General features: G+C 63.6%; 14 protein-coding genes. 7 read left to right on the top strand and 7 right to left on the bottom strand.

What is annotated here, in order from left to right:
* Nucleotides 1–10: 10 nt before the first annotated feature.
* Both H292_RS0108015 and H292_RS0108010 read right to left on the bottom strand, forming a co-directional pair.
* Nucleotides 11–916 carry an alpha/beta hydrolase family protein gene (locus H292_RS0108015; RefSeq protein ID WP_020111050.1) on the bottom strand — a complete coding sequence of 302 codons (906 nt, stop codon included), beginning with the start codon at nucleotides 914–916 and terminating at the stop codon, nucleotides 11–13.
* A complete protein-coding gene (locus tag H292_RS0108010) occupies nucleotides 913–1,923 on the bottom strand; it encodes a PHP domain-containing protein (protein WP_020111049.1) in 1,011 nt (336 codons plus the stop codon). Before H292_RS0108010 ends, H292_RS0108015 begins: the two co-directional genes overlap by 4 nt.
* Before the next feature lie 119 nt (nucleotides 1,924–2,042).
* Between H292_RS0108010 and H292_RS0108005 the strand changes: the two genes are divergently transcribed.
* On the top strand, nucleotides 2,043–2,729 hold the full coding sequence (locus tag H292_RS0108005; protein ID WP_019662851.1) for a YceI family protein: 687 nt from the start codon (nucleotides 2,043–2,045) through the stop codon (nucleotides 2,727–2,729).
* Here H292_RS0108005 and H292_RS0108000 read toward each other — a convergent pair.
* Nucleotides 2,710–3,621 carry a sterol desaturase family protein gene (locus H292_RS0108000; RefSeq protein ID WP_196248763.1) on the bottom strand — a complete coding sequence of 304 codons (912 nt, stop codon included), beginning with the start codon at nucleotides 3,619–3,621 and terminating at the stop codon, nucleotides 2,710–2,712. The two genes, H292_RS0108005 and H292_RS0108000, sit on opposite strands and share 20 nt — an antisense overlap.
* Before the next feature lie 209 nt (nucleotides 3,622–3,830).
* On the opposite strand from H292_RS0108000, the gene H292_RS0107995 reads away from it, so the two are divergent.
* The 6 genes from H292_RS0107995 (at nucleotide 3,831) to tgt (ending at nucleotide 12,378) form a co-directional block, all read left to right on the top strand.
* Entirely contained in the window at nucleotides 3,831–4,286 is a 456-nt protein-coding gene (locus H292_RS0107995; RefSeq protein WP_027498680.1) for an RrF2 family transcriptional regulator, read from the top strand.
* Between the two features lie 104 nt (nucleotides 4,287–4,390).
* A complete protein-coding gene (locus H292_RS0107990) occupies nucleotides 4,391–5,047 on the top strand; it encodes a TetR/AcrR family transcriptional regulator (protein WP_019662854.1) in 657 nt (218 codons plus the stop codon).
* 3 nt (nucleotides 5,048–5,050) lie between these two features.
* Entirely contained in the window at nucleotides 5,051–7,345 is a 2,295-nt protein-coding gene (locus H292_RS0107985) for an MMPL family transporter (protein WP_019662855.1), read from the top strand.
* Nucleotides 7,346–7,428: 83 nt separating this feature from the next.
* Complete coding sequence (locus H292_RS0107980; RefSeq protein ID WP_019662856.1) at nucleotides 7,429–9,159, top strand: ABC transporter ATP-binding protein; 1,731 nt, start codon at nucleotides 7,429–7,431, stop codon at nucleotides 9,157–9,159.
* The gene (locus tag H292_RS0107975; RefSeq protein ID WP_020111046.1) at nucleotides 9,156–11,111 is read left to right on the top strand and encodes an ABC transporter ATP-binding protein; all 1,956 of its coding nucleotides are present in this window, start codon (nucleotides 9,156–9,158) and stop codon (nucleotides 11,109–11,111) included. Before H292_RS0107980 ends, H292_RS0107975 begins: the two co-directional genes overlap by 4 nt.
* A gap of 28 nt (nucleotides 11,112–11,139) precedes the next feature.
* Nucleotides 11,140–12,378 (top strand): tRNA guanosine(34) transglycosylase Tgt, encoded by a 1,239-nt coding sequence (gene tgt, locus H292_RS0107970; protein WP_020111045.1) that lies wholly within the window; start codon nucleotides 11,140–11,142, stop codon nucleotides 12,376–12,378.
* Here tgt and H292_RS0107965 read toward each other — a convergent pair.
* From H292_RS0107965 to H292_RS0107950, 4 genes are read right to left on the bottom strand one after another with little or no spacing between them, the layout of a single operon-like run.
* Nucleotides 12,335–13,075: a MerR family transcriptional regulator gene (locus H292_RS0107965; protein WP_020111044.1), complete on the bottom strand. Its 741-nt coding sequence runs from the start codon at nucleotides 13,073–13,075 to the stop codon at nucleotides 12,335–12,337. The genes tgt and H292_RS0107965 overlap by 44 nt on opposite strands.
* 32 nt (nucleotides 13,076–13,107) lie before the next feature.
* Nucleotides 13,108–14,697 (bottom strand): flavin-containing monooxygenase, encoded by a 1,590-nt coding sequence (locus tag H292_RS0107960; protein WP_020111043.1) that lies wholly within the window; start codon nucleotides 14,695–14,697, stop codon nucleotides 13,108–13,110.
* A complete protein-coding gene (locus H292_RS0107955; RefSeq protein WP_020111042.1) occupies nucleotides 14,694–15,614 on the bottom strand; it encodes a reductase in 921 nt (306 codons plus the stop codon). The genes H292_RS0107960 and H292_RS0107955 overlap by 4 nt, the downstream gene beginning before the upstream one ends.
* 1 nt (nucleotide 15,615) lies before the next feature.
* Nucleotides 15,616–16,431 (bottom strand): SDR family NAD(P)-dependent oxidoreductase, encoded by an 816-nt coding sequence (locus H292_RS0107950; protein ID WP_019662862.1) that lies wholly within the window; start codon nucleotides 16,429–16,431, stop codon nucleotides 15,616–15,618.
* Nucleotides 16,432–16,528 lie beyond the last annotated feature (97 nt).

Genomic DNA, 16,528 nt, shown 5'->3' with positions numbered 1-16,528 from the left:
GTACCAGACGTCACTCGACATCGGCCGCGTGGGCAGCAATGGCGTCGACCGTCGTGCGCCACGCAACCGAACCGCTGTTCGTGAAATCCCCGTGCCCGGCTCCCGGCAGAACGACGACGTCGACGGTATCGCCCGCGGCACGTGCGGCGTCGGCGTAGGCCGTGCTCTGGTTCACGGACACGGTCTTGTCGGCGTCGCCGTGGATTGCCGTCACCCGTGTGCCAATGGGCAGATGCTCGATCGGTGAGGCGACGCGATACCGGTCCGGAACCTGATCGGGCATACCACCGAGGAACGCGGGCACGAGTTTGTCGCCCCCGATGTTCGCGGCACGTGCCATGTCGAAGACGCCGGCCATGATCGTCGCGCTGCGGGGCATGATCTTCGGCTGCGCGCCAGGAGCCGACGCATCCAGGGTGTGACGCCCCGCCAACCACGCGGCCAGCTGGCCGCCGGCCGAGTGGCCGGCCACATGAACGCGGCCCAGGTCCAACCGGCCACCCGCAGCCTCCTGGACCGTGTTGGCCAGCGCCTCCGTCGCGTTGTCGACGTCGGCGAGCGTGTCGCGGTAATCGCCGGTGCCACGGCGGTATTCGATGTTCCACACGGCAATTCCGCGATCGGCCACGGCTTCCGAGATCGGTCCGAAGTACGACATGTCGTACCGCTGCTGCCACCCGCCACCGTGCACCATCACGACAACAGGCAGGGAGTCCGCGCCGTTGTCCGGCAGATACAGGTCGCCCACGTTGTCCTCGTCGGCGCCGTAGAGCAGTCTGATCGGCGGATCCGCCAGGGCCGGGATCAGTGCGGGAGACGGCGTCGGAATCGGGGGCGGCGTGTGCACGGTGGATCCACTGCATCCAGCCGTCAACGCTGCCGTCACGAGGAAGGCCGCTAGTCGTGTGAATTTCACCGGCTGCCACCGGTCCAGGCGAGAAGTTCCTCGGCCGACCAGGTGTTGACGACGCGTTCAGCCGGCACGCCCCGAGCTTCGGCGCGTAGGGCCCCGTAGCCCTGCCAGTCGAGCTGCCCGGGCGCATGTGCGTCGGTGTCGATCGAGAACAGGCAGCCCCGCTCGAGGGCGACATCGATGAGGCGCTCCGGCGGGTCCTGACGCTCGGGCCGGGCGTTGATCTCCACCGCGGTACCGAACTGCTTGCATCCCTCGAACACCACGTCGGCGTCGAACTTCGATTCCGGCCTCGTTCCCCGGCCACCCTCGACGAGCCTGCCGGTGCAATGTCCCAACACGTCGACGTGGGGGTTGGCGATTGCGTTGACCATGCGGCGGGTCATGGACTCGGAGTCGGCCCGCAGGTTCGAATGCACGCTGGCGACAACGATATCCAGTTCGGCCAGCAAGCCCTCGTCCTGATCCAGGCTGCCGTCGTCGAGGATGTCCACCTCGATACCGGTGAGAATGCGGAACGGCGCGAGTTCCTCGTTGAGTTCGGCAACGACGTCGAGTTGCTTCCTCAGCCGATCGGCCGACAATCCGTTGGCTACCTTCAACCGGGGTGAATGATCGGTCAACGCGCAGTACTCGTGACCGAGCCGGGCTGCGGTGCGCATCATCTCCTCGATCCCGCTGCCGCCGTCGGACCAGTTGGAATGGGTATGCAGATCCCCTCTGAGGGCAGACCGGAGATCGTTGTCGCCGATCGGCTCGGCCTCGGCACGCTTCTCGGCAAGAAAGTCCGGTACGTCGCCCGAGAGGGCCTGACGGATGATGAGCGACGTCTTGGCTCCGATGCCCGGCAACGCGGACCACGAATCGGCCTTCCGGCGCTCGGATCGCGCAGTCTCGCCCAACGATTCGACCACGTCGGCTGCACGCCGATACGCCTTGACGCGGTGAGTGTCCGCGCGCGAGCGCTCGAGCCAGTAGGCGATCTCGCGCAGAGCTTCGATCGGGTCCATGTCCCTATTGTCCAGCAGCGGGGTGGCAGCCCGACACGGCGGTATCGGACAAACTTCTCAGCAAGTTGCCAGGTGCACGAACCCCCACAGGGTTGAAGGTGCAACTAGCATTGCGAGGCATGACAAAGAAATGGTGGATAGCCGGCGCACTCGTCGTCGTGATCGCGCTCGGTGCGTACTTCGGCCCCAAGATCTATGCGTCGTTCCAAGAGGACGACGCGCCCGCCGCGACGGTCTCGACCGAGGGAGCGCAAGCCGCCTCCACCGACGACCTGGACGGAACATGGACCATCGTCCCAGGCGACGCGTCGAACACCACGGCCGCGGGATACACCGTCGACGAAGTGCTCAACGGCTCGGACGTCACAGTGGTCGGCACGACCCCCGAGGTCAGCGGCGACGTCACGATCACGGACAACACCCTCACCGAAGGTGAGGTGACAGTGCAGACGGGGTCGATCACCACGGACAGCGACCGTCGCGACAACCAGTTCCGCGGCAACATCTTCGACACCGCCACCTATCCGACGGCGACCTTCACCTTCGACTCGCCCGTGGACCTGGCATCACTTCCCAAGGACGGAACTACGGCCACCGTCACCGCGAACGGAACGTTGACCCTGAAGGACCAGTCCCGTCCTGTCTCCGTCGAGATGGAGGTCCTGCAGTCCGGTGACACGCTCATCGCGTCGGGAAGCATTCCGACGACGTGGACGGACTTCGGCATCGAGCCTCCATCGCTCGGATTCGTGACCGTCGAGGGCTCGGGATCGGTCGACTTCCTGATCAACCTGAACTCGAACTAGTCTCTTTCGCCTCGGCCCTGCTCGGCGTCCACCCCGGCGGGCCGAGGACGAAACCGAACCGTTCACGCCACGACCGCGATGCCGCTACATCCCGTGCGATGGAGCGGTATTCGTGTGTCTGGAGTGTCCAGATGTTGAATGTGTCGACCTTCTTCGTCAGGCCGTAATGCGGCCGCGCCACCTCGTCGGCGTAGCTGCCGAACAGCCTGTCCCACATGATGAAGATGCCGCCGTAGTTCTTGTCGAGATACTGCGGATCGTTCCCATGATGGACCCGATGATGCGACGGCGTGTTGAACACGAACTCGATCACGCGAGGCAGCTTGTCGATCCGTTCCGTGTGAACCCAGAATTGATACACCAGGTTGATCGAGAAACCCACGAACACCATCCACGGCGGAATCCCCAACAGTGGCAACGGAAGCCACATGACTATCTCGCCACTGTTGTTCCACTTCTGGCGAAGAGCGGTGCTGAAGTTGAAGTACTCACTGGAATGATGCGCCTGATGCGTCGCCCAGATGATCCGCGTGCGGTGCGCAGTGCGGTGATACGCGTAGAAGAGGACATCGACGCCCACGATGAGAATCACCCACGTGTACCAGGCGTCGGCCGGCAAATGCCACGGAGCGACGTACACGTACAAGGCCGTGTAACCGAACAGAGCCAGCGTCTTCCATACCGTCGTCGTCGCAATCGAGACAACACCCATCCCGAGGCTGGCCCGCGCATCAACCCCCTTGTAGCTGCCCCGGTCGCCGTCCTCGAGCTTGATCGCGGCACACCACTCGATCACCAGAAGCAGAGCAAACGCCGGAATCGCCAACGCCACCGGATCACGTAACGGCTCGGGGAGTGCATTCCAGGCCGACTGAACCCACTCGCCCACCATTCGACTCCTTTGCGTGACACTTGTAGCTGAAGTGTAACGCTTCGACGTGTCGTGGACCACACCCTGCCGGCCCTCTTCGGGACCGAACGTGGCATTTGGTCACTTGGAGTGACCGAACGGTTCATTCGGTCCCGAAGGGGTTCGGGATTCGCCTATTTCCTATTCGAATGGTAGGAATTAGGGACCATTCGTCGGCCGAGGAGATTGCTGTGCACATTACCGCCAAGGCGGATTATGCCGTGCGGACTTTGCTGGAGCTGGCGGCCGCGGATGGGGTTCCGGGGAAGGCTGAGGCGCTGGCGGGTGCGCAGAAGATTCCGCACAAGTTTTTGGAGTCGGTGCTGTCGGATCTGCGGCGTGCTGACCTGGTGCGCAGTCGGCGAGGGCCCGACGGAGGGTATTGGCTCGCTCGGCCGGCGTCGGATATTTCGGTTGCGGATGTGATCAGGGCGGTGGAGGGGCCGTTGGCGTCGGTGCGCGGGCAGCGTCCGGAGGATGTCGACTACCCGGGCCCCGCGAAGCCGTTGCAGCTGGTGTGGCTGGCGGTGCGGGCGAACATGCGCGCGGTGTTGGAGGAAGTGTCGCTGGCGGAGATCGTTGCCGATGATGTTCCCGCGTTCGTGTTCGAGCTGACTGCCGACCCGGCGGCCTGGGCGCGACGCTGACTCACGTCGGGGTGTGAGCTGACACACCCGTGTGCGTTGGGTGTGACTCAATCGTCAAACTTGCACCCTTCTGCAATAGTGCAGAACTCTGCAACTTCCGTACCTTGGAGTTCGTGACCGCTCCCCGCACTGGCCTTCGTGATCTGAAGAAGGCCGCCACGCGCGACGCTCTAGGCCTCGCAGCAGTTCAGTTGGCGAAAGCGCGGGGACTCGACGCCGTCACCGCCGACGCCATCGCCGCCGAGGCGGGTGTGTCGACGCGGACCTTCCACAACTACTTCGCCAACAAGGAAGAAGCGGTTCTCCACCACATCGAGGCTTCGGCGCTCGAATGGTTCGAGATGCTGCGTGATCGCCCTGCCGACGAGCCCATCTGGGACGCGATGAGACACGTGGCAGTGTCGATCGTGTCCGATCCGGACAAGGACCTCGCGGAGACCTTCGCCGTTGCGCAACTGATCGAAGCGACGCCGAGTGTCATGGCCCGCAAGCTCGAAGTTCACCACTCGCTCATCCGAGTTCTCGGCGAAGCAATTGCCGCGCGTACCGGCACGGACATCGACCGTGACCTGTACCCGAACCTTCTCCAAGCTGCCGTCGGCAATGCCGTCACAGCTGCCTTGACGATTTGGACCGCCGACCCTGAAGGAGATTCTTCGCCGAAACAGCTCGTCGAAGACGCATTCGACCAACTGCAGGCCGGGCTTCCGGACCCTCGCGAAACGAAAACCAGCGCACCGAACACAGACTTCAGGAGCTGACCTGTGGCTACATTTCTCTATCGAGTCGGTAAGTTCGCCTTCCGACGAAAAGGCATTGTCCTCGCCCTATGGCTGGCGATTCTCGTACTGGCAGGCGTCGGCGCCGCCACTCTGTCCGGCCCGACGGCCAACTCGTTCAACATCCCCGGCACTCCGGCGCAGGAAGCTCTCGACCTGCAGAGCGAGCGATTCGGCAACGCCGAGGATCCGCTGACGGCGGTATCGGCGCAGTACGTCTTCAAGGCGCCGGACGGCCAGACTCTCGACACTCCGGCGTACACCGCCGCGATCGACGCGACCATCGCGGACATCGACCAGATCGCCGACGTCGACGCCGCCGCCAAGCCCGGTGGGGCCCAGCCGCTCGCCAACCCGGTCGCGGGCAACACTGCCATCGTCGAGCAGTACAGTTCGCTGGCCGAGCAGGACGGAACCCCCGCCGACACCGCCGCAGCCAACGCGGCTGCACTGTCGCCGCTGAGCCCGAACGGCAACATCGGCACACTCGAAGTTCCGCTGTCCGTCGAGCTGGCCGACGTCACCGAGGACCTGCGCACCTCCCTCGACGAGGCGGCTCAGCCTGCACGTGACGCCGGATTGACCGTCGAGCTGGGCGGCAGCGTCGCCCAGGATGCATCGCCGCCGGGCGGCACGTCCGAGCTCGTCGGCCTCGCTGTCGCCGCCGTCGTCCTGCTGATCATGTTCGGTTCCGCCTTCGCGGCCGGCCTCCCGCTCGTCACCGCCATCGTCGGCATCGGCATCAGCAGCTTGACGATCACCACAGCGTCGGGATTTGCGGACCTGTCCACCTTCACCCCGATCCTCGCGGTGATGATCGGCCTGGCCGTCGCGATCGACTACTCCCTCTTCATTCTCGCCAGGTACAGGCACGAGCTCACGCTCACCGACGACCGAGAGGAAGCCGTCGGACGGTCGGTGGGTACCGCCGGATCTGCGGTCGTGTTCGCCGGCGCAACGGTGCTCATCGCGCTCGTCGCACTGCGTGTCGTCGGCATCCCGTTCCTGTCGCAGATGGGTTACGCAGCCGGCTTCGCAGTGTTCGTCGCAGTCCTGATCGCGCTGACGTTCCTCCCCGCGTTGCTCGGTGTGTTCAAAGGCAAGGCGTTCGGCGGCAAGATCAAGTTCGTCAACACCACCGATCCCGAGGACCCGAACGCACCGCCCACCAACGGTCTCCGCTGGGCACGTGCGCTGGTCAAGCGTCCCGCGATCGGCCTGATCGGCGGCGTCGTACTGCTCGCCGTCATCGCAGGCCCGACGACCGGCCTGTCGCTGGCACTGCCCAGCATCGCCACGTCGGACCCGTCGACCTCGGTCCGAAAGGCGTACGACCTGGTCGACGAGGGCTTCGGGCCCGGCCGCAACGGACCGCTTCTCGTCATCGCCGACGCCTCCGCAACGCCGGAAGCGGATCGCACGGCCGGATTCGGTAAGGTCATCGAGTCGATCTACGAGGAAGACGACGTCGAGAACGCGCAGATCGTCGCGGTGAACCAGGCTGGCGACACGGCACAGATCCTCGTCACGCCCAACAGTTCGCCCAACAGCGATGCGACGAAGGACCTCGTTGCGAACCTTCGTGCAGCAGAGCCGGGCTTCGCCGAGACCGACGGCGTGTCCTACGGCGTGACCGGTCAGACCGCGCTCGAACTCGACGTGTCCGAGCGTCTGCAGGATGCACTCGTGCCGTACCTCGCCGTGGTCGTCGGACTGGCGTTCGTACTGCTGATGGTGGTGTTCCGGTCGATCTTGGTGCCGCTGACCGCGACACTCGGATTCCTGCTCAGCGTCCTCGCGACGTTCGGTGCGACGGTGTTCATCTTCCAGGAAGGCGGGCTGGGGCTGATCAGCAACCCGCAGCCGATCGTCAGCTTCATGCCGATCTTCCTCATCGGTGTCGTGTTCGGCCTCGCGATGGACTATCAGGTGTTCCTGGTGTCGCGAATGCGCGAAGAGTTCGTCCACGGCACTCCGGCGAAGGACGCCGTCGTCAACGGGTTCAAGTACGGAGCCCGTGTGGTGACGTCGGCAGCGGTCATCATGATCTCGGTCTTCGCGGCCTTCATCGCCGAGCCCGACTCGTTCATCAAGTCGATCGGTTTCGCCCTCGCGGCCGCAGTGTTCTTCGACGCGTTCGTCGTCCGCATGGTCATCATCCCGTCGGTGATGGCACTGCTCGGCGACAAGGCGTGGTGGTTGCCGAAGTGGCTGGACAAGATCCTGCCCGACGTCGACATCGAAGGTGCCAAGCTGCAGAAGGCGCCCCCGAAGTCCTGACCAGCCTCGATGGCCGAAGATTGATGTTCACCGGTAGAAATGTGGAGACTGTTACCCATGTGTACGAGTAATCTTCGGCCATCATGCTGATCCCGCTTCTCAAGAAATTTCTCGCTCCCTACAAGGGCGCGATCGCGGGGTTGGTCACCCTGCAGCTCGTGGCCACGGCCGCGTCGCTGTACCTGCCCAGCCTCAACGCCGACATCATCGACAACGGCGTCACGCGCGGCGACACGGGCTACATCCTCACGACCGGTGGGTGGATGTTGCTCGTGTCGCTGGTGCAGATCGTGTGTTCGGTCGCGGCGGTACTCATCGGGGCCAAGGCCGCGATGGGCGCAGGCCGGGATCTGCGCGGTGCCATTCTGCACCGCGTCGGCACGTTCTCCGCTCGTGAGGTCGGCCAGTTCGGTGCACCCTCACTGATCACTCGTAACACCAACGACGTTCAACAGGTCCAGCTTCTGATCGTCATGGGCTTCACCATCGTCGTGATGGCGCCGATCATGTGCATCGGCGGCGTCGTGATGGCGTTGCGGGAAGACATCGGACTGTCCTGGATTCTGCTCATCGCCGTACCCGGCCTGGCCATCGCCATGGGCTTGATCGTCGCGAGAATGGTCCCAGGTTTCCGCGCCATGCAGGTGCGGATCGACGCGGTCAACCGGGTACTCCGTGAGCAGATCACCGGCATCCGTGTCGTTCGGGCCTTCGTCCGCGAACGCAAGGAGATCGACCGGTTCGGCGTCGCGAACGATTCGCTCACCGCCGCAGCACTGCACGTCGGCCGTCTGATGGCGTTGATGTTCCCGACGGTCATGCTGATCTCCAACGTCACCAGCGTCGCCGTCATCTGGTTTGGCGGACACGCGATCAACAACGGCACCATGGAAATCGGCGCACTGACCGCCCTGCTCAGCTACATCATGCTCATCCTGATGTCGGTCATGATGGCGTCGTTCATCGCCATGATGGTGCCCCGCGCCTCGGTGTGCGCCGACCGCATCAGCCAAGTCCTGTCGACCGAGTCCTCCGTCGTCCTGCCCGCCCAGCCGAAACCGTTCGCAACAGCGCCCGGAATCGTCGAGATGCGAAACGCCGAGTTCGCCTACCCCGGAGCCGAGTTCCCGGTTCTGTGCGGCGTGAACTTCACAGCGGAACCCGGCAAGGTGACTGCCGTCATCGGTGGAACCGGATCCGGAAAATCGACTCTGATCAACCTCGTCCCACGGCTCATCGACGTCACCGCCGGCCAGGTTCTCGTCGGCGGCACCGATATTCGTGACCTGGACATCGATGCGCTCCGGCAGGAGATCGGCCTGATCCCGCAGAAGCCCTTCCTGTTCTCCGGCACCATCGGATCCAATCTCCGCTACGGCAAAGCCGACGCCACCGACGACGAACTCTGGGAAGCACTGGAGATCGCGCAGGGCGCAGACTTCGTTCGCAAGATGCCGGAAGGCCTCGAAACCGAAGTGTCACAAGGCGGCACGACGGTCTCCGGCGGCCAGCGTCAACGCCTGGCCATCGCACGAGCGCTGGTCCGCAAGCCGAGCATCTACCTGTTCGACGACTCGTTCTCCGCCCTCGACCTGACCACCGACTCCAAACTCCGAGCCGCGCTGAAGCCGGTCATGAAGGACGCCTGCATGATCGTTGTCGCCCAACGAGTCTCCACCATCATCGACGCCGACCAGATCCTCGTACTCGACGACGGGCAACCCGTAGGGCTCGGAACACACGACGAGCTCATCGCCACGTGCCCGACGTACGCGGAGATCGTCGACTCCCAGCACGCGGTGGCTGCATCATGACGCGACCGGTCCCTCCCACCAGCCAGCCCACACCCGCACCGCCGAATGCACCGGTTGCGCCGGCGAAACCCGGCAAGACGATAGTGCCGGGAACGAGAGCGAAGAACTTCAAGCCGTCGCTCAAACGCATGATCGGCCTTCTCGCTCCCGAGAAGATGCTGCTCTCGATCATGCTCGTCTTCGCGGCCTCCAGCGTCGTACTGTCGGTGGCGTCACCGACGATCCTCGGACACGCGACCAACCTGATCTTCAACGGCGTGATCGGCGGTCAACTCGAGCCCGGACAGTCCAAAGCGCAAGCGGTGGACGGCCTTCGCGCGCAAGGGCAGGACACGTTCGCCGACCTGGTGAACGGAATGGACGTCACGCCCGGCATCGGAATCGACTTCTCCGCCGTCGGAAACGTCCTACTGTTCGTCCTCGCGCTGTACGTGGTCTCGGCACTGCTGGCGTGGGCTCAGGGGTACATCCTGAACATTGCGTTGCAGCGCACCATCCGCAACCTTCGCGGCAGCGTCGAACGGAAGATTCATCGGCTTCCACTGAAGTACTTCGACTCTCACACCCGAGGAGAACTGCTCAGCCGAGTCACCAACGACGTCGACAACGTCTCGACCAGCCTGCAGCAGACCCTGAGCCAGCTGATCACCGGCATCCTGACCGTCGTCGGCATCCTCGGCATGATGATCTGGATCTCGCCGCTGCTGGCTCTCGTTGCCCTGCTGACGGTTCCGGCGTCGTTCCTCGTCACCGCGGTGATCGCCAAACGCTCGCAACCGCACTTCGTCAACCAGTGGAAATACACCGGCAAACTGAACGGTCAGATCGAGGAGACCTACACCGGACACGAACTGGTGAAGGCGTTCGGCCGTCAAGCCGAGGTCGAGCGCGAGTTCGGCGAACGAAACAACAAGCTCTTCGAGTCCAGCTTCCGGGCACAATTCATCTCCGGCATGATCATGCCCGCCATCATGTTCCTCGGGAACGTCAACTACGTCATCATCGCCGTCGTCGGCGGACTGCGCGTGGCGTCGGGCACCCTGAGCCTCGGTGAAGTCCAGGCCTTCATCCAGTACTCGCGACAGTTCACTCAGCCACTGACGCAGGTCGGTTCCATGGTGAACCTGGTGCAGTCGGGAGTGGCGTCCGCGGAACGCATCTTCGACCTCCTCGACGCCGACGACGAGGACCCCGATCCTTCTCGCCCTGCCCTCCCGGCCACCGATCACGGCCGCGTCGAATTCGAGAACGTGTCCTTCAGCTACCGCGAAGATCAACCGCTCATCGAGGATCTCTCGCTCGTCGCGGAGCCGGGGCACCTCGTCGCCATCGTGGGCCCGACAGGTGCAGGCAAGACCACACTGGTGAACCTCATCATGCGCTTCTACGACATCGACGCAGGCCGGATCACCGTCGACGGCGTCGACACCCGCTCCATGACGCGAGACGAACTCCGCGAGCGCACCGGAATGGTGCTGCAGGACACCTGGCTGTTCGGTGGAACCATCCGGGACAACATCGCCTACGGAGATCCCGACGCCACCGAGGAAGAAATTCTCGAAGCCGCGCGCGTCAGCTACGTCGACAAGTTCGTGCATTCGCTGCCGGCCGGCTACGACACGATCATCGACGAGGAAGGCAACAACGTCAGCGCAGGCGAGAAGCAGCTCATCACCATCGCGCGCGCGTTCCTGGCCAAACCGCTGATCCTGATCCTCGACGAGGCCACCAGCTCCGTCGACACTCGCACCGAACTGCTCGTGCAGAAGGCAACAGCCGCTCTACGCAGTGACAGGACCAGCTTCGTCATCGCCCACAGGCTCTCGACCATCCGCGACGCGGACCTCATCGTCGTGATGGAGGACGGCCGAATCGTCGAGCAGGGCGACCACGACTCGCTCGTCGGCGCGGGCGGTGCATACGGGCGGTTGTACGCCTCTCAATTCAGCTAGCCGGGGATGGACGTTTAGGGTTGGGCCTGTGAGCACTCCGAACGATCCCTTCTTCAGCATCGACACCCGGCTGGAGGACCGCCTGGGACGTACGGGGACCATCCACACGCCCCACGGAGACATCGCGACGCCCGCGTTCATCGCCGTCGGTACGAAGGCGACGGTGAAAGCGGTGCTGCCGGAGGCCATGAAGGACCTCGGTGCGCAGGCGGTGCTCGCCAACGCCTACCACCTCTACCTTCAGCCCGGCCCCGACATCGTCGACGAAGCCGGTGGCCTCGGCACGTTCATGAACTGGGACGGGCCGACGTTCACCGACAGCGGCGGCTTCCAGGTGATGTCGCTCGGTGTCGGATTCAAGAAGGTCATCTCGATGGACGCGAGCCGCGTCGAATCCGACGACGTCATCGCCCAGGGCAAGGAACGCCTCGCCCACGTCGACGACGACGGAGTCACGTTCAAATCGCACCTCGACGGATCGCGGCACCGGTTCACTCCCGAAGTGTCGATGCAGATCCAACACCAACTAGGCGCGGACATCATGTTCGCGTTCGACGAGTTGACGACCCTGATGAACACCCGCGGCTACCAGGAGATGTCGGTAGACCGCACACAGGCATGGGCGAAACGCTGTGTCCTCGAACACGAGCGGCTGACGGCGGAGCGCGTCGGGAAGCCGTATCAGGCACTGTTCGGGGTGGTGCAGGGCGCGCAGTACGAGGATCTGCGCCGCAAGGCCGCACACGACCTCGAGACCATCACCGGCGAGACCGGCCGAGGCTTCGACGGCTACGGCATCGGCGGCGCGCTGGAGAAGCAGAACCTCGGCACCATCACCCGGTGGGTGAACGAAGAACTGCCCGAACACAAACCGCGCCACATGCTCGGCATCAGCGAACCGGACGACTTCTTCACTGCCATCGAGAACGGCGCGGACACGTTCGACTGCGTCAACCCGTCACGCGTGGCCCGCAACGCAGCGATCTACGTACCGACCGGCCGATTCAACATCAACACCGCCAAGCATCGTCGAGACTTCACGCCGATCGACGAGAACTGCGACTGCTACACCTGCGCGCACTACACCCGGGCCTACATCCATCACCTGTTCAAGGCGAAGGAGATGTTGGCGTCGACGCTGTGCACCATACACAACGAACGATTCACCGTGAAACTCGTCGACGACATCCGTGAATCCATCCAGCAGAACAGATTCCACGAATTCAAGGACGAGTTTCTCGGTCGTTTCTACGCATCGCGGTCGTGAGATAGTCACCGAGCTCGCGCTGAAGATTCTCGTCCAGAGCCCGGGCGAGCGTCGAGTTCACCGAATACACGGCCAGCTCGCGCATGCGGGTGAGCATGTCCGCCGTCGCGCCCACCTCGGTCTCGCCCGGTAGCCACCCTTCACCGTGCTGGTCGACGATGTGCTGCTTCGCCGTGGCGATCATGTCCTTGGCAACACCGTCGACCGCTGCATGAATACGTTCGTGGACGTCGATGAGCTGCCCGACGGTGAAGCCGTGGCCCGACAACGACGAGAACCCCTCGAGTAACTCCGGGTCGGTGAACACACATTTCTCACCCTCGACCCGAGCCAGGCCCAGCGCCTCGAGCCGCGCCAATTGGTCACCCTCACCGAGGAATTCGTCGACCAGCGCCAGTGGAATCTCCACCGAGTCCTGGCGGGACCACTGCTCGGTGACGGCATTCTGCAACCCGAGGACCTCCGCGAGATCCTTACCGTTCTCCCACCCACTGATGAAGTCGCTGATGTGCGACGTCGTGAAACCACGCTGCAGCAGAATGTCGATCAACTTCAGACGCGCCAGGTGCGTGTCGTCGTAGATTCCGACGCGACCACGCTTCTCGGGAGGAGGCAACAAGCCACGTTCACGGTAGGCGCGCACGTTCCGGGTGGTGGTACCGGCCGCATGGGCCAGATCGTCGATCCGATACTCCACCCGTGATCCTCCCGACAGCCTGCCTGTGTCGGTTACACGGTAGCCGCACGGGCGGCGGTCACCCTCGCCCGGTACTCGGTGACGGTGTAGTCGTCGTAGTTCACCGACTTCAGCTGCCCGACGTACTGGCTCGCGAAGCCGGGGAACATGGTCGCGTTGAAACCGTCCTCGGTGAGATACCAGCTCGAGCAGCCGGAATTCCACGTCGTCCGCTGCAGCCGACGCTGCAGATCCGTGTTGTACTCGCTCTGCTTGTCCGCCCTGACCTCGAGTACCGAGTTCCGTGCGATCGCGTGGGAGATGGCGTCGACGAGATAGTCGATCTGAGCCTCCATGTAGACCAGCGCGGAACTGTGCCCCGGACCCGAGTTGGGGCCGAACGTGAAGTACATGTTCGGGTAGCCCGCGACGCTGATGGACTTGTACGCCTTCGCGCCCGAGCTCCACTCGTCGGCCAGCACGCGGCCGTCGCGTCCGGTGATGGGAACCGGCGTGCCCGTCTTGGACACGTCGAATCCGGTTGCGAAGACGATCACGTCCGCCTGATGTTCGATACCTTCGACGGTGCGAATTCCCTTGGGTGCCAGACGCGCGATCGGCCAGGTCACCAGAGTGCAGTTGTCCCGCTGCAGTGCCGGATAGAACTCACTCGTCATGAGCAGTCGTTTGCATCCGGCCCGGAAATCGGGAGTGAGCTGCCGTCGAAGCCAGGGATCTCGAACCTGTCGCCGCAGGTGCAGCTTGCCGACGGCTTCGACGACGCGGGTGAGCGGCGAATTCCAGACGACGCCGAGGGCGACGGACTCGTGACCCCAGAACCAGGCCTTGCGTGCGATCGACTGCGCAGCCGGGAACTTTCGGTACAGATCCTTGGTGGTCTGACGAGTGGTCAGATTGGTGCGGGGGAGTGCCCAGCCCGGCGTGCGCTGGAAGACCTTGACCGACTGCGCCACCTTGACCAGCTCCGGCACGATCTGAACACCCGACGCCCCGGTCCCGATGACGGCCACCTTCTTGCCGGTGAAGTCGAACTCGTGATCCCAACGAGCGCTGTGGATCTTGTGGCCCTCATATGTGTCGAGGCCGCGGATGCCCGGGAAGCTGACGTTCGCCAACGGGCCCGACGCCATGACGACAGACCGTGCACGTACCGAGGGGTGATCGTCGAACGTGACCTCCCACAGTGACGATGCCTCGTCCCAATGGACACCGGTGACGTTGTGCCCGAAGCGCAGCATCGGACGCAGGGCGAAATCGTCGACCATCCGCTCGATGTACTTCAGGATCTCGGCGCTACCGGAATACGTGTGCGACCAATCCGGATTCGGGGCGAAACTGTACGAGTACAGCCTCGACGGGATGTCACACGCCGCGCCGGGGTAGGTGTTGTCACGCCACGTGCCGCCCGGAGCCGATCCCCGCTCGAAGATCGCAAGGTTCTCGATTCGCTTCTGCTTGAGTCGAATTGCGGTACCGACCCCGGCGAAGCCGCCGCCGATGATGGCTACATCGAGCGGGAGTGGAGCCTGCTGGAATGACCCATGGGACGGGAGTGGAGCCTGCTGGAATGACCCATGGGACGGGAGTGGAGCCTGCTGGGATGAGAGCTGCGTTTCGCTCATGCGACTGGCTCGTAGGTGAGTTCCTTCGACCAGGTGGGCTGGGGGCGCAGCAGCTTCTTCGGGTACTTGGCCGTTGCTCGGACCAGGGCGTCGGCGAACTTGTGGTACGGGTGCGCGCGGTTGATGACGACGCCGGAGTGCCAGCTGATGAAGCGGTACATGGGCAGACGCTTCGGGAATTCGCTTCTCTCGCCGACCTTCTTGAACCTCCGCATCGCGGTGTAGAGGCGTTCCTCGTCGACACCCATGGCCACGATGTTGTCGCGCATCTTGTTCAGCAGTGGGATGTAGCGGAGGGTGCCGATGATCAGCGACGGATTCATCCAGGCTCCGACGGTCTCCACCAGGATCTTGCGCATCGTCGCGTGCCCCAGGAGTTCGATGACCTGGAAATCGACTGCAAGATGGCGTGATTCGTCGGAGTTGATCTTCTTGAAGACCTCCTGGCAGACCGGGTCGTCGATCTCGTCGACGATGAACTTGACCAGTGCGCCGTCGAGTGCGACCTCGAGCATCGGGATGACGGTCCCGAGCACGGCGAGTGACGTCTGATCCGAGTACTTGTCCAGCCAGTCGATGACGAGTTTGACGTTGACATTGGGCTGAGGGATCTCGTCGCCGTCGAGCATGCCCCACCGCCGCATCAGTGCGAGTTCGGCGTTGGCGTGTTTCTGTTCCTCTGCGTGGAAGTAGGTGTAGATCTCCTTCAAGGTGTCCGTCGGAGCCTTCTTCGCCATGGCCGCGAAGCCGCGGGCGCCGACGTTCTCGATCCACATCAGGTCCGACATGAACGGCTTCAGCTTGGTCCAGAGTTCAGGACTGATGGTCTCCGCTCCCGGTGCGTCCCAGTCGATGTCGGCCAACGCCCACTGCTTGTCCTTGATCTTGACGAGCATCTCGTCGAAGTCGAATGCCATGTCAGACTCCTGCTTCCTGTGTGGTTTCCTGTGGTGCGAACCGAGCGAGCAACCCGAGCGTTCGGGTGTAGAGCGCAGGGGCGATGCGCTTGAGGCGCCAGATGACCTTGGCGTCGATCTGCGGCACGACGTAGAGGCGTCCGCGGTCGTACTTGTTCAAGGTGTCGACCGCGACTTTCTCCGGCGTGAACCCCGTCGTGCGCATCAGTGTCTCGGCGATCTTGTTGCCGGCAGCGGTGATACGTCCGTCCTTGGCGACATTCGTCTTCACGAACGTCGGACACAGCACGGTGACTCGGACGCCTTCGGCAGCCATGGTCTCCGACAGCGAGATCACGCCGGCCTTCCCCACGTTGTACGGCGCCATCAACGGCGCAGCACCGAATCCGGCTGCGGACGCGACATTGATGAACCCGCCCTCGCCGACCGCCTTCATTGCAGGCGCGAAGATCTCGCATCCGTGGATCACTCCCCAGAGATTGATCCCCAGCGCCCAGTTCCAGTCCTCGAACCCGATATCGCCGACGGGTGTGCCACCGATCCCGACGCCCGCATTGTTGATCACGAGAGTCGGAGGACGGCCGAGGGTCAGTTCTGCGAACAAGGCAAGGTCCTCGACCTGCTCACGTCGAGAGACATCGCACTTCACCGCATGCGCTTTGTCGCCGATGAGAGCAGCGGTGTCCTCGGCGCGCGTCAGGGAAATATCGGCGCAAATCACCTCACCACCTCGCTTCGCGAGTTCGAGCGCAAACGCACGGCCGATGCCACTGCCTGCTCCGGTCACCACGGCACGAGCGTTGTACGACGGATTCATTCGTTCAGACTCATACTGATTGTGCCATTTGTCAATGGCTCAATAGGCGCGGAAGGTGTATGGACGAGTTCGGGCGTGACCGAATGTGTCGTTCGGT

It is taken from the genome of Rhodococcus sp. 114MFTsu3.1 (assembly GCF_000383555.1).
GTDB lineage: Bacteria > Actinomycetota > Actinomycetes > Mycobacteriales > Mycobacteriaceae > Rhodococcoides > Rhodococcoides fascians_E.
Note: the sequence above shows the minus strand (reverse complement) of the source record. Positions and strands in the feature narration are given on the sequence as shown.